Raw genomic sequence first — 16677 nt, forward strand, 5'->3', positions numbered from 1 at the left:
CTTATTCTCCATAAAAATCAACATGACTCTCCACCAACTTCTCTCCTTTGTAAGAAAATTTAGCCGAGAAGAATGGTTTATCTTCTAAAATCCAAGATAGAAACGTATAATCTCCTTCCCAAGTTGACTTGGATAAGATTTCTTCATAAGGTACCCATTCCAAAGTACCTTCATCGCAGTCAATCAGTTCTCCCTCAAATTCTGTCGCTTTAAATACGTACGTGTACCAATCATTATCAGGTGTAAAATCTGGAAACGTGATAATACCTTTTAATATTGGCTTATTGACTCGCAAGCCTGTTTCTTCTAAGATTTCTCTTACAGCACACTCCTGCGGCGTTTCACCTTTCTCTAACTTACCCCCAACACCAATCCACTTACCAGCATGGACATCATTAGGCTTTTTATTTCGATGTAACAATAAAAATTCTTTGCCGTTGTCAATGTAGCAAATCGTTGCTAATTTAACCATTTTTCTCCTTTCGAAAGTACCACTATATAAAACTACTCACAATAACCAATTTATCGGTTCTATCCCTTGAGACGTTAGAAAGGCATTTGTTTTAGAAAAAGGTTTGCTACCAAAAAATCCACGATGAGCTGAGAGAGGGCTTGGATGAGGAGATTCTAAAATGAGATGTCTAGGATTAGTGATCAAGGCTTTTTTCTTGCGTGCATAAGAGCCCCAGAGTATAAAGACAACAGGTGTATCTTTTTCATTGACAACCTTAATCACAGCATCCGTAAACGGTTCCCAGATTTGACCAGCATGTCCATTTGCTTGCCCAGCAGGAACGGTCAAACTGGCATTCAGCAGCAAGACTCCTTGTCGTGCCCATGGTGTCAAATCATGAGATTCTTTGATGCCTATGTCATCTGCTAACTCTTTCAAAATATTTTGAAGAGAAGGCGGTGCCGGAATATCATCTGGTACTGAAAAGCTCAACCCCTGAGCTTGACGCGGACCATGATAGGGATCTTGCCCCAAAATCACTACTTTTACATCTGCTAAATCCGTCGTCTGAATCGCATTAAAAACTTTTTCACGCGGTGGATAGATTGTCCCTGATGAATAAACTTGATTTAAAAAGTAATTGATTTTACCAAAATAGCCGTCAGGCAACTGCTGCTTAATCAAACTATGCCAAGCTGAATGCCCCATTGTTTCTCCTGTTCTGTATCGTTATTTTTCTTCCTCTGGATAAGCCATGCCCCACTCTTTTCGCAAATCCGTCATGATTTTCATGACATCACAGCTGTAATCCAAATGCATCTCATTTTTGTCACCAGCTACTGCTGCTTCCATATCAAGAACTTCATACATTAAAGCTTCACTCGTCTTTCCAGCTTCAATGATTTCTTGATGCCCATCTTCAGTATAAGTAATAACCGCCTTTTGCCCTCTAGGATATTCATACATTTCAATGTAGCCCTTATCATAAGCAATTGTTCCACGCTTGGGCTGTTTAGCATGAAGACTCAAGGTCAAAGTCGCCATTTCTCCTTGGGCATTCGTTAGAAGAATCCCTGCTTGCTCGTCAACGCCTGTTGGTGCAAATTTTACTTGCGAAAGGACTTGATGAGGGCTAGATGTCATAAACCACCGAACAAATGACAAGGCATACACGCCAATATCTAACAGTGCACCGCCTGCAAGCTGACGATTAAAGAAACGATTGGTCATATCGTATTCTTTGTAACTACCAAAGTTCATTTGAATCATTTTTAAATCACCCAATTGACCACTAAAAATGATGTTGTTCAATTGTCGATAGATTGGCATGTGGTAAATCGTCATCGCTTCTGCCAAAACGACGTGTTCTTGCTCGGCTAATAAAACCGCTTCTTCCAATTCTTCTGAATTGAGCGTAATGGACTTCTCGCATAGAACATGTTTTCCGTTTTTTAATGCTTTTCGTAAAAAATCAATATGCGTATTATGTGGCGTGGAAATGTAAATAATATCCACATTTTCGTCCTTAAATACGTCATCAATCTGATCATAAACTTTTTCAATACCGTATTTTTGTGCAAAGTCCAAGCCTTTCTGATGTGTTCGATTAGCAACAGAATAGAGCTTTCCACCTAGCTGCTGCAAAGCCTGTGCCAATTCATTAGCAATCACACCTGTACCTAAAGTTGCCCAATTATAGCGTACCTTATTTTCCATGGTCATTCTCCTATCTACATAATTATCTTTATCATACCAAATTTTCCTTCATTTAGCTGACTTTTTGTGTAGAAATCAATTGCTTTAGTGAAAGAAAAGTAGTACTTCTTTTCAACGTTTAAACCAATCTTTTTTTACATTCAAAAGAAATCTAACATAACTCTCTACAGGCGACATACATTATCTCAAATAATATAAAAAGATTCACCTGTGTTATAATGAAGACAGAAAGGAAGTTTATTATGTGGTCTTGGTTTATTGTATTTTTACTTTTGATTATTGCTTTATTTTACTTTTCAAATATCATAATAAAAACTATTATCGGATTTGGATTATTTATTTTTGCGATTGCTATCATTTGCCTTATCATTGATTTTCACAATGATCCAAATAAAGACTAAAAATTGGCTTAAATAGGTCATTTTTCTAATGGGATAAATAAGATGCAAGATTGGCTTATTCAGGAGTAAATCCTAAAAATGTTATTAAAAAAAATCGTCATTTCTAAAAAACACCCCAATACATTATTGGAGCATTTCTAGTTTAGTTATCTTCAGAGATAGCTGAGTCCAACTCTTTCTCATCTGATTGAACAACTTGTTCTGGAGTTTCAGTGGTAATCGCAGATTCTTGTTGAGGTTGAGTTGGTGTTATTTCAGGTTCAACTGCTTGTTCTTGTGGTTGAGTAAATTGTTGTGCTTGAACAGGTTGTTGCTGAGGTTTTGCTTGTTGTGCTGTAAATTGTCCTTGGTAAACCATAGGTTGTACTTTAGTTGGCATACAAAGTAGGACAATTAGAGCGATAGAACATGGTAACATAGCAACGGCAGCCAAAATATTTAAAATTGGAACCCACATCAAAAGTATAGGACCTGCATATAAAAAGATAAATGCCCAATGATAGCCAGCATCCCGCAAACGACGCACAATAATCGCCAAATTTGGGATTAAAGTTGCTATCCCAAATAAACTCAATAAAACAAAGACGAAAAGTGTAGAACCTAATCCAGCTATAAAGACGCTTGGATCAAAACCACTCCCTCCTTCATAGTAAGCTGCTTGTTGAATAGCACTGAAAATCGCTGTCATAATCGCTCCAAAAGCTATTATCACAAATGGAAGGGTAATTAAAGCATTGCATAAAACAGACCACCAATAGTCAGATCTAGTTGATTTTCCTTCAAAATCAGCATAGTGAGTCCAAAATTTTTTATAAGCGGTAAACATCATAAATCTCCTAATTTTTAAATTTTTAATAGAATACCATACTTTTCCTAATAAATCAACGGAAATTAATTTTTAGAGAACAATTACTTGACCATCTCTAATCGCCAGTTTGTCCACCCTGAAAATTTAACTGCCCCTTGTTCATCTGTCCGATAGACTTTAGCAGGCAATTGTGCAAATCGCTCTATTGTATCTTGACTAGGTTGCTTAGATTGATTATTTTTCCCGACAGAAATGAGCGCAACCGTTGGTTCTATTTGTTGCAAAAACTTTGAACTTGATGAACTTTTAGCTCCATGCTGTCCGACTTTCAAAACATCTGTTTTCAACTTTGGATAATGCTGCATTAACTTTGCTTCGCCCTCTTCTTTCAAGTCGCTCGCAAATAAAAATCTTGTACGGAAAAACTGACCATATAAAACGATCGAATGGTCGTTCTTGCTAGCACCCGAAAGAACTTGCAAATGATGATCAAAAATAGGAAGTTTGTCGCCTTGTTTTACGACATGAATGAATGTGTTTGTCTCCCTTAATTTCTTTAGAAAATCTGCATTGCTTAGACTACTTCTGGAAATATAAATTTTCTTTATTGCAAATTTTTTAGCAACTTCTAATACATCTCCTGCATAATCTGGATTAGGATTTGTTAAGACTAAAGTATCAATCATATCTATGCCACGACTTCTTAGGTAAGGAATCAAAGTTTTCTCTGCATTTGAGCTAGTTGCTCGTTTTTGCCAAGCTTCTTTTGTTCTAATTTCCTCACGTCCACCAACATCAATCAATACATTTCGTCCTTTCCAGTCTCTCAGAAAAATACTATCTCCCTGCCCAACATCAACCATTGTGATCTCATTTTGCAAGGGAAATTTATTTATGAAAAAGAGTAATGAAAGAAGCAGACTAAGAAATATTACCCATTTTTTATTTTTTCTAATATCATACAAAATAGCCAGTACAAGTAGCATAACAATCAGCAAAAGCGGACTGGGTTGCCCAAAAACGATTGGTCTGCCAAAGACACTTGCTATCCAACGAATGCTATTTTCTAACCCTTCAAATAGAAAATTGACCTGAGTTAGCTTTATCAAAGGCGAAAAAAGAAAAATCAACGTCAATCCTGGCAACATCATTGCATCGAAAATCAGTGAAAAAACAAATGTCAACAAAATAGACCAAGGTTGAAATTCACCAAAATAAAAGATTAGAATCGGTAAAACACCAAGCGAAATGACACTGCTCTCTACAACAATGTTTCGCCAAGAAGTCAGACTTTCAAAATCTATCACACTAATAACAAAAGCATAGGCGCAAGAGAGAACTCCTCCCGCCGTTAAAAGAAAGGAAGGCATAATCAAGGACAATATCATCATCGTTAAAGCAAAATTATCTAACTTAGTGATACCATGTTGCGACAATAATTTCTGAACTAAGCTCCGTACAACGGATACTGAAAATCCAGTCATTCCCGCATAGAAGAAAGAAAATGGATATTGGCATTTATGAACCATTTCCTGTGTAAGACCCAGCCTTAACAGCAACTTACGAAAACCCTCCATAAAAAAGCCAACTTGCATGCCAGACAGCGCAAATAAATGAATAATCCCCAAGCTAGAGTAAAGATTGTTCATTTCATCGAAGTCTGTATCCAAGGCACCAAATAAGAGTCCTGTCATGTAATTACTCATCGGATTTGGAAAATGCTTCTTGATAAATACTAGAGCTTTTCTTCGCCAGCTAGAAAGCCACTCACAAGGGTGCAAGCTGATTCGATCTTGGCTCGATAAAATGGTATCCACTTTTAAAATTCGATAAATCCCTTGCGTTTTTAAATAGGATTGGTAATCAAAACCAGCAAAATTACGCTTCTTCTCAGGGATTTCAAATTCCCCTTCAACGGTCAATATAACCAGACTAGAGAGATTTTGAAAAGCCAACTGTTCTTCCTTTGATTTCAATTTGTAGTAAACTTGATAAGTCTGCCCATTTGTTTTACCACGGAAAGAAAGTGAATCTCCATTTACCTTAATCGTGTCAGGTAGAACTGCTACTTGTCTTACGGGAGAGGGTTCTACTTTCGTCTTCTGCTCTACCATTTCCCTACGAACAAAGAAAAAACCAGCAAAACAAGAGAGGATCATGAAGGTCATGAAACATTCTTTCGGTGAATAAAAGCGAAAAAGACGAATCACCAGAAAGATAAAACCAAGACAAGCTAACCAACTACTTTGGTAGATTGCAAAATATAACCAGACAAGCAAAAAAGCTATGTAAATTGGCTTAATCGGAAATCTTTTAATCCACTGTGACATATTCTTTCAATTTTTCTAGTGTTTTGGCACCAACTCCTGATACATTTTTCAGGTCATCAACTGAATTGAATTTCCCGTTTGCCTCACGATAATCTAAAATATCTTGCGCACGTTTTTGACCGATGCCAGAAATGGTCTGCAACTCAGATAAATCAGCTGTATTTAGATTGACCTTATTCCCTTTTTGCGATGCGACTTTACTAGTTCCTGACGTTGAAGATTGTCCTGTTCCGCTTGCAACACTTGTCGCATTCTCGCCAACAGTTGCCACATAAACAACAGCTTCATCTGTTAGTTTTTGCGCCAAATTGATAGACTTGCTGTCAGCGTCTGTCGTTAAACCACCCGCTTTTTGAATTGCATCATTGATACGGCTAGTCTTTTTCAGTTGATAAATACCTGGATTTTTGACTGCACCCTTGACATCTACGGTTAAAAATTCTGATTCTTCACTTGAACTCGTTTGAGTCTCTGCTTTTTCTTTCTGTGAGTTTTTCTTCGTTCTAGTTGAAATTTCTTTTGATTCTGCCTCCGAACTCGTAACTGTTTCCTGTGCGAGCTCTGCTACATTTGATTGTCTACTAGATTGACCATTTATCATAAAAAATCCTGCTATTATCAAACCAATCAGGCTTAAACCAACTAAAATTTTATACTCTTTTATTTTTGTGATGATTACCTCTAACATTTTTCCTCCTAAACTGAATGAAAATTTACTTTATCTGTTTATTCGTAAAATAAATAAAAAGGCTGAAAAATTTTTTCAGCTTTTGCCATGTTAGAAAAGGGTTTTTGAGAAAGATTGACCAATCAACTACCTCGAACTACTAAAAAATCGGAAACAACTTCCGATTTTTATATCTTGTACATTATCTCACATTATAAGCCTTCATCGTCCGAGCAATGTCTCTATTTTGCTCACGACGTTTAACGGATTCACGCTTATCATAGTTGTGTTTCCCTTTAGCCAATCCTAAAAGTAACTTGGCATAACCGTCCTTAAGATAAACTTTGAGGGGAACCAAAGTCATTCCAGTTCCTTTCGTTTCCTGCTCTAATTTCTGGATTTGCTTTTTATGCAATAGCAATTTTCTCCTACGTTCAGGATCTTGATTCCAGATATTGCCCTCTTCATAGGGAGCGATATGAACATTACTGAGCCAGACCTCTCCGTTTTTGACTTGAGCAAAGCCGTCTTTCAGGTTAATTCGTGCAGCCCGCACACTTTTGATTTCAGTTCCGGTCAGAACCATGCCTGTTTCAATCGTATCAATAATGGTATAGTCGTGTCGTGCTTTTTTATTTTGCGCTACGACCTTTCCTTCTCCCTTTGCCATTCTTGCATCCTTTCTTTACCACTTCTTTATAAAAGGGTTTCTTGCCCTTGTTTTTCTTTGATTTCTTATCCCTAGAAACTTTTCCTTTCGGAGACTTGTCTCTTCGTCCTCTGTTATCTTGATGCGACTGTTGATGCCTATCACGATTGGATTGCTTTCTCTTTTCAATCACATCATATTCACTAGGTAGGTATTCAAAGTCAATCTCTCCCGTAGCCTTATCAGCCCGAACTAGCTTAATGTGAATCTGTTGACCGACACGGAAAACAACACCTGACTTTTCGCCCTGCAAAGTTAGATTGCGTTCATTGTAGTGAAAAAATTCTGGCAAGTTGGTTACATGAATCAAGCCTTCAACTGTATTGGGGAGTTCAACAAAAAGACCAAATTTAACAACACTAGACACGATACCGTCAAATTCTTCTCCGACAAACTCTTCCATAAACTCAGCCTTTTTCATAGCTTCTACTTCTCGCTCTGCTTCAATAGCTCGCCGTTCCCTGCTGGAAGACTGACTGGCAATATCTGGAATGACTTGCTCAAAATGCTCTGCTATTTCCTTAGAACAGCCATAATCACGCACCATGCGATGAACCAAAAGGTCTGGATAACGGCGAATCGGACTAGTAAAGTGCGTATAAAACTCGGCAGCTAGGCCATAATGACCGTGGTTGTGCTCTGAGTAACGAGCCTGCTGCATGGAGCGCAAAAGCATCATAGACAGCACTTCTTCATAAGGCTGACCGTGGACTGCTTTCATAATATCCTGAAGGGCAGATTGGCTCATAGAATTAGCAGTTCCGTAAACTCGAACGCCAAAAGTAGAAGCATAATCAATAAACTTCTGCACTTTCTCAGCTTTAGGTTCTTCATGAATCCGATAGATAAAGGGCAGGTTTAATCTAGCAAAATGCTCTGCTACTGTTTCATTGGCGACTAGCATAAAGGACTCAATCATACGCTCCGAAAGTCCACGCTGCCGCAAAACAATATCTACTGGACGCCCAGTCTTATTGACCAAAATTTTAGCTTCTTTCGTATCAAAATTAAGAGCTCCGCGCTTGTATCGCATCCGCTCAAGAATTGCATGAAGTTCCGCCATTGCTTCAACACTCGGTAAAATTGCTTTAAAAGCTGCTCGTTTTTTCTTATCTCCTGCAATCATGTCATTCACATCGCTATAGGTCATACGAAAAGTGGTTTTAATGATTGTTTGTGTAATGGTATGCTTGACAACTCGACCTTTTTGGTCAATCTCCATGATAGCCGATTGCGTCAGTCGATCTACATTAGGATTGAGCGAGCAGATGCCATTTGATAGGCGTTCAGGCAGCATAGGTACTACTCGATCCGTCACATAAACAGATGTTGCTCGATTGAGCGCTTCCTTATCTAATTCAGAACCTTCTTGAACATAGTAAGAAACATCTGCAATATGAACTCCCAGTTCAAAATGTCCATTTGATAGCTTCTTGATATGAACTGCATCGTCCAAATCTTTCGCATCTGCCCCATCGATGGTAAAGGTAATTTCATTACGTAGATCTAAACGTCCTTCTAAATCCTTTTCAGACAACGTCTCTGGAATCGTTGATGCTTCCTTCAACACTCTCTCTGGAAACTCAGACACAATGTCCATGGACTCCAAAACTTCCAGAACATCAATCCCTGGATCATCCTTATGACCGACCACATCTAAAACAGTAGCTACAAAATAGTCATGCTTTCTAGTTGGATATTTATCAATCTCTACTTTTAAAATCTCTGTTCCATCCAAAACCAAAGCAGGCTTCTTGATATAAATAGGTTGACTGATTTTCTGATTTTTTGATCGAATATAGCCAGCATACTTAGGCTTCTCTTCGTCTAAGATAAGCTGACCCACTGCTGTTTTTAAGCTGTGTTCCAAAATATCAATAACCTTCGCTTCAGCAGATGTTCCCTTGCTGCGATCTGCAACCTTAGTAATTGCAACTTCTACCGTATCACCATCAATCGCATAGTTGACATCATTGCGACCAATAAAAAGATCATCCTCTTCTTCATTTAAGGTAACAAAGCCAAAGCCATTTTTATGGGCATGAAAGGTTCCTTTCAAGGTAAGCATTTGCTTTTCTTTGTGAAGCTGGATTTTGCCTGCATTGCTAAAGCTCAACTGACGTTTTCGCTCCATTTCAGAAATCGTTTTAACTAGGTTTCTAAAGTCTTTTGCCTTTTCTTTCCCTAACCCCTGCGCCAGTTCATCTATGCTAGCTTCTTTTTTCTCTCTTAAATAGCTTAAAATTTCTTCTTTCATTCTTTCCTTTTCTCTTATGTTTTCTAAACTTTAAGTTGCCTTTTCTCATCTACTACAGAAAAAATAGGCAAAGACAAAGTCAGAGCCCATTTTATTTACTAGATAAGATTGTCAGCATTAGTGCAATCAACAACCAAAAGAAAACCATCACTCCCGTCAAACGCTGCATAACTGCTTCAAAGCCTCTTGCTTTTGGTCGTTCAAACAAATCTCCTGCACTTGCGTCAAATACATTACTTGATTGATTTTTTGTAGGTTGCATAAAAATTGCAATTAAAATAAATACTGATAAAATCAATAAAATGGTTAATAATAAATTATACATATCAAACTCCTTAAAATCTCATCTATTTTACCATAAAATTTATTTTGATTCAAGATGTAAGGTCACTTTTCTTTCCTTAGGACAATACTTTAAGACTTCAACTTTCTCTGGATGAGTCTTCATATTTTTGCTTGTTAAATAATTCTGACTGCCACAACTTGAACATTTTAAATTAATCTTTACCCGCACTGATTTCTCTCACTCCTAAATACTTTCTAAAACTAAATAATAAAAAGAAAAAATTCAATAATGCTAAGCCTGCTGTACTATAGAAAACCCAATGATAGCCAAAATGTACAGAAATCATTGAGCCCATTAGAGGACCAATAACACCTCCAATATAGAAGAATGTTTGATTGTAACTAAAAATTCTGGAAATACCTTCTTTGGGAGTGATTTTATTTAGCAGAGAGCTAACTCCAGGCAAAAGCGCCCCCGTTCCCAGACCAAACAGGAAACGATAAATTCCCAATTCAAGCGGCGTACCAGCCCTCGCACAAAAAATATAAATAACAAAACTATACAAGAGAGCCAGCAAGAGCAAACGGTGGTTTCCTATTTTATCCCCTAATTTTCCTAACCAACTAGAAGAAAATATACTTGAGACCCCCATAGCTGAAACGATTGCACCAGATACTAGCAGCAGATTTTCTTTTTGCCCTAAAGAACGGATATAAAGCGTCAGAATAGGGGAAATGGACTGCCCAATCATCTGAATCACCATGCTAGTAATGAACAAACCAAAAAGGATTGATTTTTGAGGAATTCGTTGAAATAGTTGCTTGGTCGAAACTTCTTTTTCCTTAGAAACAGGATGAAAATCTTCTTTTATCCCAAAAATGGTCCACAAAGTAACAACAAACAAGAAAAATCCAACCAAAAGGAAGACATTTCTCATTCCCAAACTCTGAGCAATCATTCCTCCTAAAAGAGGTCCCATCAGCGTCCCCGCTACGACACCTGTTGACAATGTTCCCAAAGCATATCCAGAGTGCTTTTTAGGCGCTTGACTAGCAATCAATGCCGTGCTATTTGGTACATAACCAGAAAACACCCCATTTAACAGTCTCAATACAATGAGCCAAAATACATTTGGCACAAAAGCCAAGCCTCCCATGGTAAAAGTCATTGCAAAAGCAGCTCGAATCATCATGGGCTTGCGGCCATATTTATCAGCTAAACTTCCCCATACAGGAGATAAAAGAGCGGCTGTCAAAGCTGTGCTCGAAACCGCCAAACCTGAATAAAATTCAACCATGGAGCCTCTAGCACCTAATTCTTCCACATACAAAGACATAAAGGGAACCACCAGTGACAGGCTAGCACCTACAAAAAAGTTCCCTAGCCAAGCAATCCATAAATTCCGTTTCCAATTCACTTGATTCTTAATAAAATCATCTTCTTTCTTTGTCTAAAAATGCCTGCACCTGCTTTAAAGTAGCCGAAAGCGCACCATTATTGTCAATCACAATTTCAGCTCTTTGTCTTTTTTCTGCCAAAGAAAGTTGGGCTGCTATGCGTCGTTGAGCCTCTTCTTGACTAAGATTATTTCGAGTCATTAAACGTTCTAATTGAGTATCTTTACTCACATCTACTAGCCAAACTTGGTCAAACCAATCTTCATATTCCTGTTCAAATAAGAGTGGAATATCCATAAAGAAAAGCTCTTCTGTTGCTGCCAATTGCTCACGTTTTAAAGCTAATTCTTCTCGAATAATATTATTTTGTAAGCGACTGGACTTCTCTAGTAAATTGGGACGACTAAAGAGAAGAGCTCCTAGCTTTTTTCGATCCAATTGACCGTCTGCCAATAAAATTTCTGTTCCAAATTCTGACAACAGAACTTGATAAAGTCGACCTCCCGGTTTCTGCAATTCATGGACCACCTGATCCGCATCAATGACCTGATAGCCCTTTTGCCTGAGATAATTTGTGACTGTCGATTTGCCAGAAGCAATACCGCCTGTAATTCCGATTATTTTTGCCATGTCCTACCTCATTTTTTGACAATGTGGACAAAGGTGAGTTCCACGACCAGCTAGTTTGATTTTTTCAATTTCGTGACCGCATCTAGTACAAGGTTGACCTGTTTTTCCATAGACTTGCAGGAAATCTTGCATGGTGCCGTCTTCTCCCAACGCATTGCGGTAGGTGCGAATGGTTGAACCGCCTTTTTCAATACCTAACTGCAAGTCTGCAATAATCTGCTTGCGTAATTCCTCTGCTTCTCCAGCAGTCAAACTTTGAGCTGCTCTTGCCGGATGAATCTGCGCCCGCCATAATACTTCATCTACATAGATATTGCCAAGACCAGCTACTAAAGTTTGATCCAACAGGTAAGGTTTAATCAATTTCTTAGATTTTTTCAGAGCGGTTTCAAATGGCAGTAAATGAAAATCTGATTCAGTCGGTTCTGGTCCTAGCTTTCGCTCAGTAAAATAGGATGTTATTTGTTCTTTTCTCAACAACTCCATCGTGCCAAATTTCCGAACATCCTGATAAACGAGGCTGCTGCCATCTGTAAAATGAAAAATTACATGAGAATGCTTCGTCAACTGGACCTCTTCAGGATAGAAAAGATACTTTCCTTCCATGCGCAAATGCGAAATCAGCACCCAATTCGTCAAATAAAAAATCAGATACTTGCCCCGACGCCCAACAGCATCAATGCTTTGCCCCGGTAATTCTAAGACAAAAGGATCTGCCCCCGTTCCAATCATCTTGGCGTAACGGACATCTACCTTTTCAATCTCTTTTCCTTTAACCAGCCGCTCTAAACCACGGCGTACCGTTTCTACTTCTGGCAGTTCGGGCATGAAATCTTTATCCTTTCTTATCCAAATGTAACATATAATGCACCGTTCGACTTATTTCTTCAAATCCTGTCTTCTTGTGAAAAGCTTGACTGACTGCATTGTCTATATCACAATCTGAAGCTAGCTGAGATGCTCCTTTTTCTGTCGCCCACGACTGAGCAAAGTCAAGAAGCTGAGTAGCGATACCATGTCTTTGAAAAACAGGTGCTACCGCTATGCCTTCAATATATGCGACAGGAAGTTGCTCTGCTCCTTCCACATACTCCGAACGCATAGATAAGCTGATCCAAGCAACAGCTTCTCCCTCTAAGTAGTATAAAAATTCATTAGGAAATTTTCCTTCAGAAAATGCTGCTAGTAATTTCTTTTTCTCTGTCTTCCAAGCTAAATGAGCAAAGTAAGCCCAGTCAGCTAGATGAGATTTTTCGACCGCTCGAACTTCCCCTACCATTACCTTTTTCAATCTTCTCTTTCTAACAAGCGGCGAGCATAGATTGCCTGACCTGAATGCATAGCAGCATCGTCGATGATCGATACTAAGCGATTCCCACGCTTAACTGCTGGGAACCAATTCTCATCAACAACATCGTCCAAACTGTCTTCATTCACCTCTGATAAATAAGCAATTGTTGCCGCAACCGCATCAGACAGATAGCCTTTGAGCAACTCAATATCTGTCACCACAACTTTATGCGCTTCTTGAGGAGTATGGTGCCAATCTTCCGTATCATCTAGCAAATCCAAGGCAAACTTTTTCTTCCAACCTTTAGAGAACCAGACTGGCTCGGTCTTAGCTAAATCAGCAATCTGAAAATCCAGCTCCCGCGCCGTATGCCAAGTCAGCCAAGTCACAGACTTAATGGACGGAACTGTATTTGCAACCGGAAAAGCATTTACTTCTTCCACAGATAAATTATCCAGCACCGATAAAAAACGCTCCTCGACTCGTTCTACGTTTTCTACTAAAAGATTTACAAATTCCATTGCCCTACCTCCTTAAAAAATTAAACTAATCACTGATTATGGCAATCTCAACTCAATGTCCCATCGCAAAGTTGTCATCAAAATACTCAGCTAACATCAGGCGATGCTTACTACTCACAGATTCTAATTTCTCAATTTCTTCCTTAGAAAAGAAACGCAGGCGTAGAGTTTCTTCATTGTGAAAATCTGCAATATTCACTGGTGAAACAGCCGTCAGCTCATAGATAAAAACAACCGTCTGCACCGCATCACCATTCGGATAAACTTCCTCGAAATTACTGTAAACATTTAGAAAACGAGTAGCTTCTACCTCAATGCCTGTTTCTTCAAAAAACTCACGCTTAGCAGTATCAAGAGTGGACTCACCAAGTTCCATTGCTCCGCCTGGAATAGCCCATGTTTTCTTATCACCGCGTAGTTGTAACAGCACGCGTCCCTCGTCATCTGCTAAAATACCGCCAGAAAAGGTCAGAATAACCTTGTCATGCCCAACCTTTGATCGGATATAGGAAATGTAGTCCATATTTAGAAATCTTTCAATTTATCTGGAAATGATCCGTCTTGAAAAAAGTAACGGAGTAATTGTATATGCGTGTCAATATCACTAAACAACCAAGCATGCCCTTTATTTGGATAATAGGCACAATCACTCAGTCTGTTTTTTCTTGCAAATTCTTTATGAGATTCATGAATAGTCTCAAATTCTTTACCGCCCGAAACAAAGAAAACAGGATTGTCGAAATTTGCAGTAATCCTCAGCAGATTTGCCTGTAACATTGCTCGGCGAAAAGACTTAGCAGAAGCCCTTTGCAAATCCATTATAAAACGACGATAGCTCTCTTCAGTGACCCCATCATCCTGCATCATCTTGGTCATCAAATTAGCAACTATTTTCGTGTTTTTAAACAGCGACATGATGTAAACACCAGCTATGACTTTGCGGTAGCCTTTTATAGGGTGGTGACTAACACCATCAACAATCGCTCTATCAAATAAATCAGCATGTTTTTCCAACAATTTAAGAACGAGACTGCCTCCCAACGATAATCCAACAAGGTGTTGCTTGCCGTGAGCCCTGTTTTTGATGATATCAGCAATCATTTCTGTAACATCATTAAAATTTGTCCACCCAATGTCGCGGCTAGAACCATGTCCAGGCAAATCAACAGCTATATAGTGAAAATCATTTTTTAACTCAGTGATATGATGTGCCCACATCTGACTGCTAGAACCAGATGCATGCAAAAGGACAATACTTTTATCATTTTGCTGTCCTTTTTCTACAACAAATAATGACCTTATCTTCCTCAGCCTCTAATATTCTTTCTCATTATACCCAAAATCTGCCAAGTCTAGCTTTTTATCCCGCCAGTTTTTCTTGACTTTAACCCAAGTTTCAAGAAAGACCTTATCACCTAGCATGAGTTCAATATCCCGCCTAGCCATGGAGCCAATTTTCTTAAGCATAGAGCCGCCTTTGCCAATAATAATACCCTTTTGACTGTCTCTTTCCACCATAATGGTAGCACGGATATGAATCTTGTCAGTCTCCTCATCACGCTTCATACTGTCAATGATCACCGCCACCGAATGCGGAATTTCTTCACGTGTCAGCAATAAAACCTTTTCCCGAATCATCTCAGAAACCAAAAAACGCTCAGGGTGGTCAGTAATCTGGTCAGCTGGGAAGTACTGGTAGCCTTCCTCTAAATTTTCACTTAAAATATCAACCAGATGCGAAACATTATTGCCTTGAAGAGCAGAAATCGGCACAACTTCCTTAAAGTCCATCTGCTTGCGGTAATCATCAATCTGACTCAGCAGCTGATTAGGATGCACCTTGTCAATCTTATTGACCACCAAGATGACAGGAACCTTAGCTGCTTTTAAGCGCTCCATGATCATGTCATCTCCCTTACCACGAGCTTCATCAGCAGATATCATAAAGAGGACCGTATCCACTTCACGCAACGTGCTGTAAGCGGATTCCACCATAAAGTCGCCCAAGGCAGTCTTTGGTTTATGAATCCCTGGCGTATCAATAAAGACAATCTGCTCCTGGTCTGTCGTGTAAATTCCCATAATCTTGTTACGAGTCGTCTGAGCCTTATCACTCATAATAGCAATCTTTTGCCCCATAACGTGATTTAAAAAAGTAGACTTTCCAACATTTGGACGTCCTAAAATAGCAACAAATCCTGATTTAAAGGTCATTTTTCACCTCGTTTATTCCTTATTAGTCTAATATAAGAAAATCGGAAAGGATTCTCCGATTTTCATGTTAAAAAAGTAAATTCCAAATTTTCGGAACGAAAATAATTAGTCCTGTTATAACCGCAAAACCGGAAACAACCAAAACAGATCCAGCTGCCATATCCTTGGCATTTTTAGCTCGCATGGAAAAGTGATAATCACTAGCTAAATCCACCACATTTTCAATAGCTGAATTCATAATCTCAAAAGAAATGACTAGAAAAATACTCAAAAAGAGAAAGAGCCACTCTATCGCAGATACCTGAAAAATCAACCCTGCAAGGACCACTACAACTGCTGAAACAGCATGATTGCGCATATTGCGCTCTTCTTTGATTGCCGTAAAAATCCCTGTCAGAGCAAATTCTAAACTCGAAATCACATCTCGATTTTTCCATTTGCGTTTGTTTGTATTATTGTCTTGTAAGTCCATAAGCAGTCAAAATTTCTTCCTGTAAGCCAAACATTTCCGCCTCTTCTTCCGGCGTATAGTGATCGTATCCATTGATATGCAGAAAACCATGTACTGCAAGAAAGCCCATTTCCCGCTCAAAACTATGACCATACTCTTCTGCTTGTTCACGCGCCTTATCTATGGAAATAAAGAGTTCTCCGATATAGGCATTAAAATCCTCTAACATTTCCGCCAGCTCAGGATTTTCTAGTAAATCCTCCTCGTCAATGGCAATGTCCAGCTCAGGCTTGTACTCCAAGCTGATAACATCTGTCGGACGATCTGTATTTCGATATTCCAAATTCAGCTCATGGCTGCGCTCGTTGGTAACAAATGTCACTGCCATTTCTTTTTCTTCTTTGCCAATCTTTTTAGCAGCAAATTCCAGTATATCATGTGTTTGCTTGATGATTTCTTCTGAAACTTGCCCTGTCTCGTCGACCATTTCTATATACATATTACACCCACTTTATTAGTATCACTTCATTATACCATATTTCAGA

At 38.8% G+C, this 16677-nt stretch carries 20 protein-coding genes; all 20 read right to left on the minus strand.

Annotated features, from left to right (window positions below):
• Position 1: 1 nt before the first annotated feature.
• Positions 2-472: an NUDIX hydrolase gene (locus HMPREF2984_RS03680; RefSeq protein WP_049533957.1), complete on the minus strand. Its 471-nt coding sequence runs from the start codon at positions 470-472 to the stop codon at positions 2-4.
• A 36-nt stretch (positions 473-508) separates the two neighbouring features.
• Complete coding sequence (locus tag HMPREF2984_RS03685; RefSeq protein ID WP_003029851.1) at positions 509-1162, minus strand: uracil-DNA glycosylase; 654 nt, start codon at positions 1160-1162, stop codon at positions 509-511.
• 21 nt (positions 1163-1183) lie between these two features.
• Positions 1184-2170 (minus strand): Gfo/Idh/MocA family protein, encoded by a 987-nt coding sequence (locus HMPREF2984_RS03690; RefSeq protein WP_070670529.1) that lies wholly within the window; start codon positions 2168-2170, stop codon positions 1184-1186.
• Positions 2171-2713: 543 nt separating this feature from the next.
• A complete protein-coding gene (locus tag HMPREF2984_RS03695) occupies positions 2714-3400 on the minus strand; it encodes a DUF805 domain-containing protein (RefSeq protein ID WP_257362399.1) in 687 nt (228 codons plus the stop codon).
• Between the two features lie 80 nt (positions 3401-3480).
• Positions 3481-5709: a DNA internalization-related competence protein ComEC/Rec2 gene (locus HMPREF2984_RS03700; protein WP_070670536.1), complete on the minus strand. Its 2229-nt coding sequence runs from the start codon at positions 5707-5709 to the stop codon at positions 3481-3483.
• On the minus strand, positions 5693-6397 hold the full coding sequence (locus HMPREF2984_RS03705) for a helix-hairpin-helix domain-containing protein (RefSeq protein ID WP_049533946.1): 705 nt from the start codon (positions 6395-6397) through the stop codon (positions 5693-5695). Before HMPREF2984_RS03705 ends, HMPREF2984_RS03700 begins: the two co-directional genes overlap by 17 nt.
• A gap of 181 nt (positions 6398-6578) precedes the next feature.
• Positions 6579-7046, minus strand: a complete 468-nt coding sequence (smpB, locus tag HMPREF2984_RS03710; RefSeq protein WP_049533944.1) for an SsrA-binding protein SmpB — start codon at positions 7044-7046, stop codon at positions 6579-6581.
• Complete coding sequence (rnr, locus tag HMPREF2984_RS03715; RefSeq protein WP_059220686.1) at positions 7009-9342, minus strand: ribonuclease R; 2334 nt, start codon at positions 9340-9342, stop codon at positions 7009-7011. The genes smpB and rnr overlap by 38 nt, the downstream gene beginning before the upstream one ends.
• Positions 9343-9433: 91 nt before the next feature.
• The gene (gene secG, locus HMPREF2984_RS03720) at positions 9434-9667 is read right to left on the minus strand and encodes a preprotein translocase subunit SecG (protein ID WP_003024744.1); all 234 of its coding nucleotides are present in this window, start codon (positions 9665-9667) and stop codon (positions 9434-9436) included.
• A gap of 39 nt (positions 9668-9706) precedes the next feature.
• Positions 9707-9856, minus strand: a complete 150-nt coding sequence (rpmG, locus tag HMPREF2984_RS09365; RefSeq protein ID WP_003024746.1) for a 50S ribosomal protein L33 — start codon at positions 9854-9856, stop codon at positions 9707-9709.
• Entirely contained in the window at positions 9840-11045 is a 1206-nt protein-coding gene (locus HMPREF2984_RS03725) for a multidrug efflux MFS transporter (protein ID WP_080977797.1), read from the minus strand. Before HMPREF2984_RS03725 ends, rpmG begins: the two co-directional genes overlap by 17 nt.
• Before the next feature lie 16 nt (positions 11046-11061).
• On the minus strand, positions 11062-11655 hold the full coding sequence (coaE, locus tag HMPREF2984_RS03730) for a dephospho-CoA kinase (RefSeq protein WP_049533939.1): 594 nt from the start codon (positions 11653-11655) through the stop codon (positions 11062-11064).
• Positions 11656-11658: 3 nt separating this feature from the next.
• Complete coding sequence (gene mutM, locus HMPREF2984_RS03735; protein WP_049533937.1) at positions 11659-12483, minus strand: DNA-formamidopyrimidine glycosylase; 825 nt, start codon at positions 12481-12483, stop codon at positions 11659-11661.
• 7 nt (positions 12484-12490) lie between these two features.
• Positions 12491-12934: a GNAT family N-acetyltransferase gene (locus tag HMPREF2984_RS03740; protein WP_049534079.1), complete on the minus strand. Its 444-nt coding sequence runs from the start codon at positions 12932-12934 to the stop codon at positions 12491-12493.
• 8 nt (positions 12935-12942) lie between these two features.
• Positions 12943-13467 carry a DinB family protein gene (locus tag HMPREF2984_RS03745; RefSeq protein WP_049533936.1) on the minus strand — a complete coding sequence of 175 codons (525 nt, stop codon included), beginning with the start codon at positions 13465-13467 and terminating at the stop codon, positions 12943-12945.
• 52 nt (positions 13468-13519) lie between these two features.
• The gene (locus HMPREF2984_RS03750; RefSeq protein ID WP_049533934.1) at positions 13520-13990 is read right to left on the minus strand and encodes an NUDIX hydrolase; all 471 of its coding nucleotides are present in this window, start codon (positions 13988-13990) and stop codon (positions 13520-13522) included.
• A gap of 2 nt (positions 13991-13992) precedes the next feature.
• Positions 13993-14769 (minus strand): alpha/beta fold hydrolase, encoded by a 777-nt coding sequence (locus HMPREF2984_RS03755; protein ID WP_070670539.1) that lies wholly within the window; start codon positions 14767-14769, stop codon positions 13993-13995.
• A gap of 12 nt (positions 14770-14781) precedes the next feature.
• Positions 14782-15681 carry a GTPase Era gene (era, locus tag HMPREF2984_RS03760; protein WP_049533930.1) on the minus strand — a complete coding sequence of 300 codons (900 nt, stop codon included), beginning with the start codon at positions 15679-15681 and terminating at the stop codon, positions 14782-14784.
• A gap of 67 nt (positions 15682-15748) precedes the next feature.
• Complete coding sequence (locus HMPREF2984_RS03765) at positions 15749-16153, minus strand: diacylglycerol kinase family protein (RefSeq protein ID WP_049533928.1); 405 nt, start codon at positions 16151-16153, stop codon at positions 15749-15751.
• Entirely contained in the window at positions 16134-16631 is a 498-nt protein-coding gene (gene ybeY / locus HMPREF2984_RS03770) for an rRNA maturation RNase YbeY (protein WP_003032841.1), read from the minus strand. Before ybeY ends, HMPREF2984_RS03765 begins: the two co-directional genes overlap by 20 nt.
• Between the last annotated feature and the right edge of the window lie 46 nt (positions 16632-16677).

The sequence above is a fragment of the Streptococcus sp. HMSC066E07 genome, from assembly GCF_001814695.1.
In the GTDB taxonomy this organism is placed as follows: Bacteria; Bacillota; Bacilli; order Lactobacillales; family Streptococcaceae; genus Streptococcus; species Streptococcus hominis.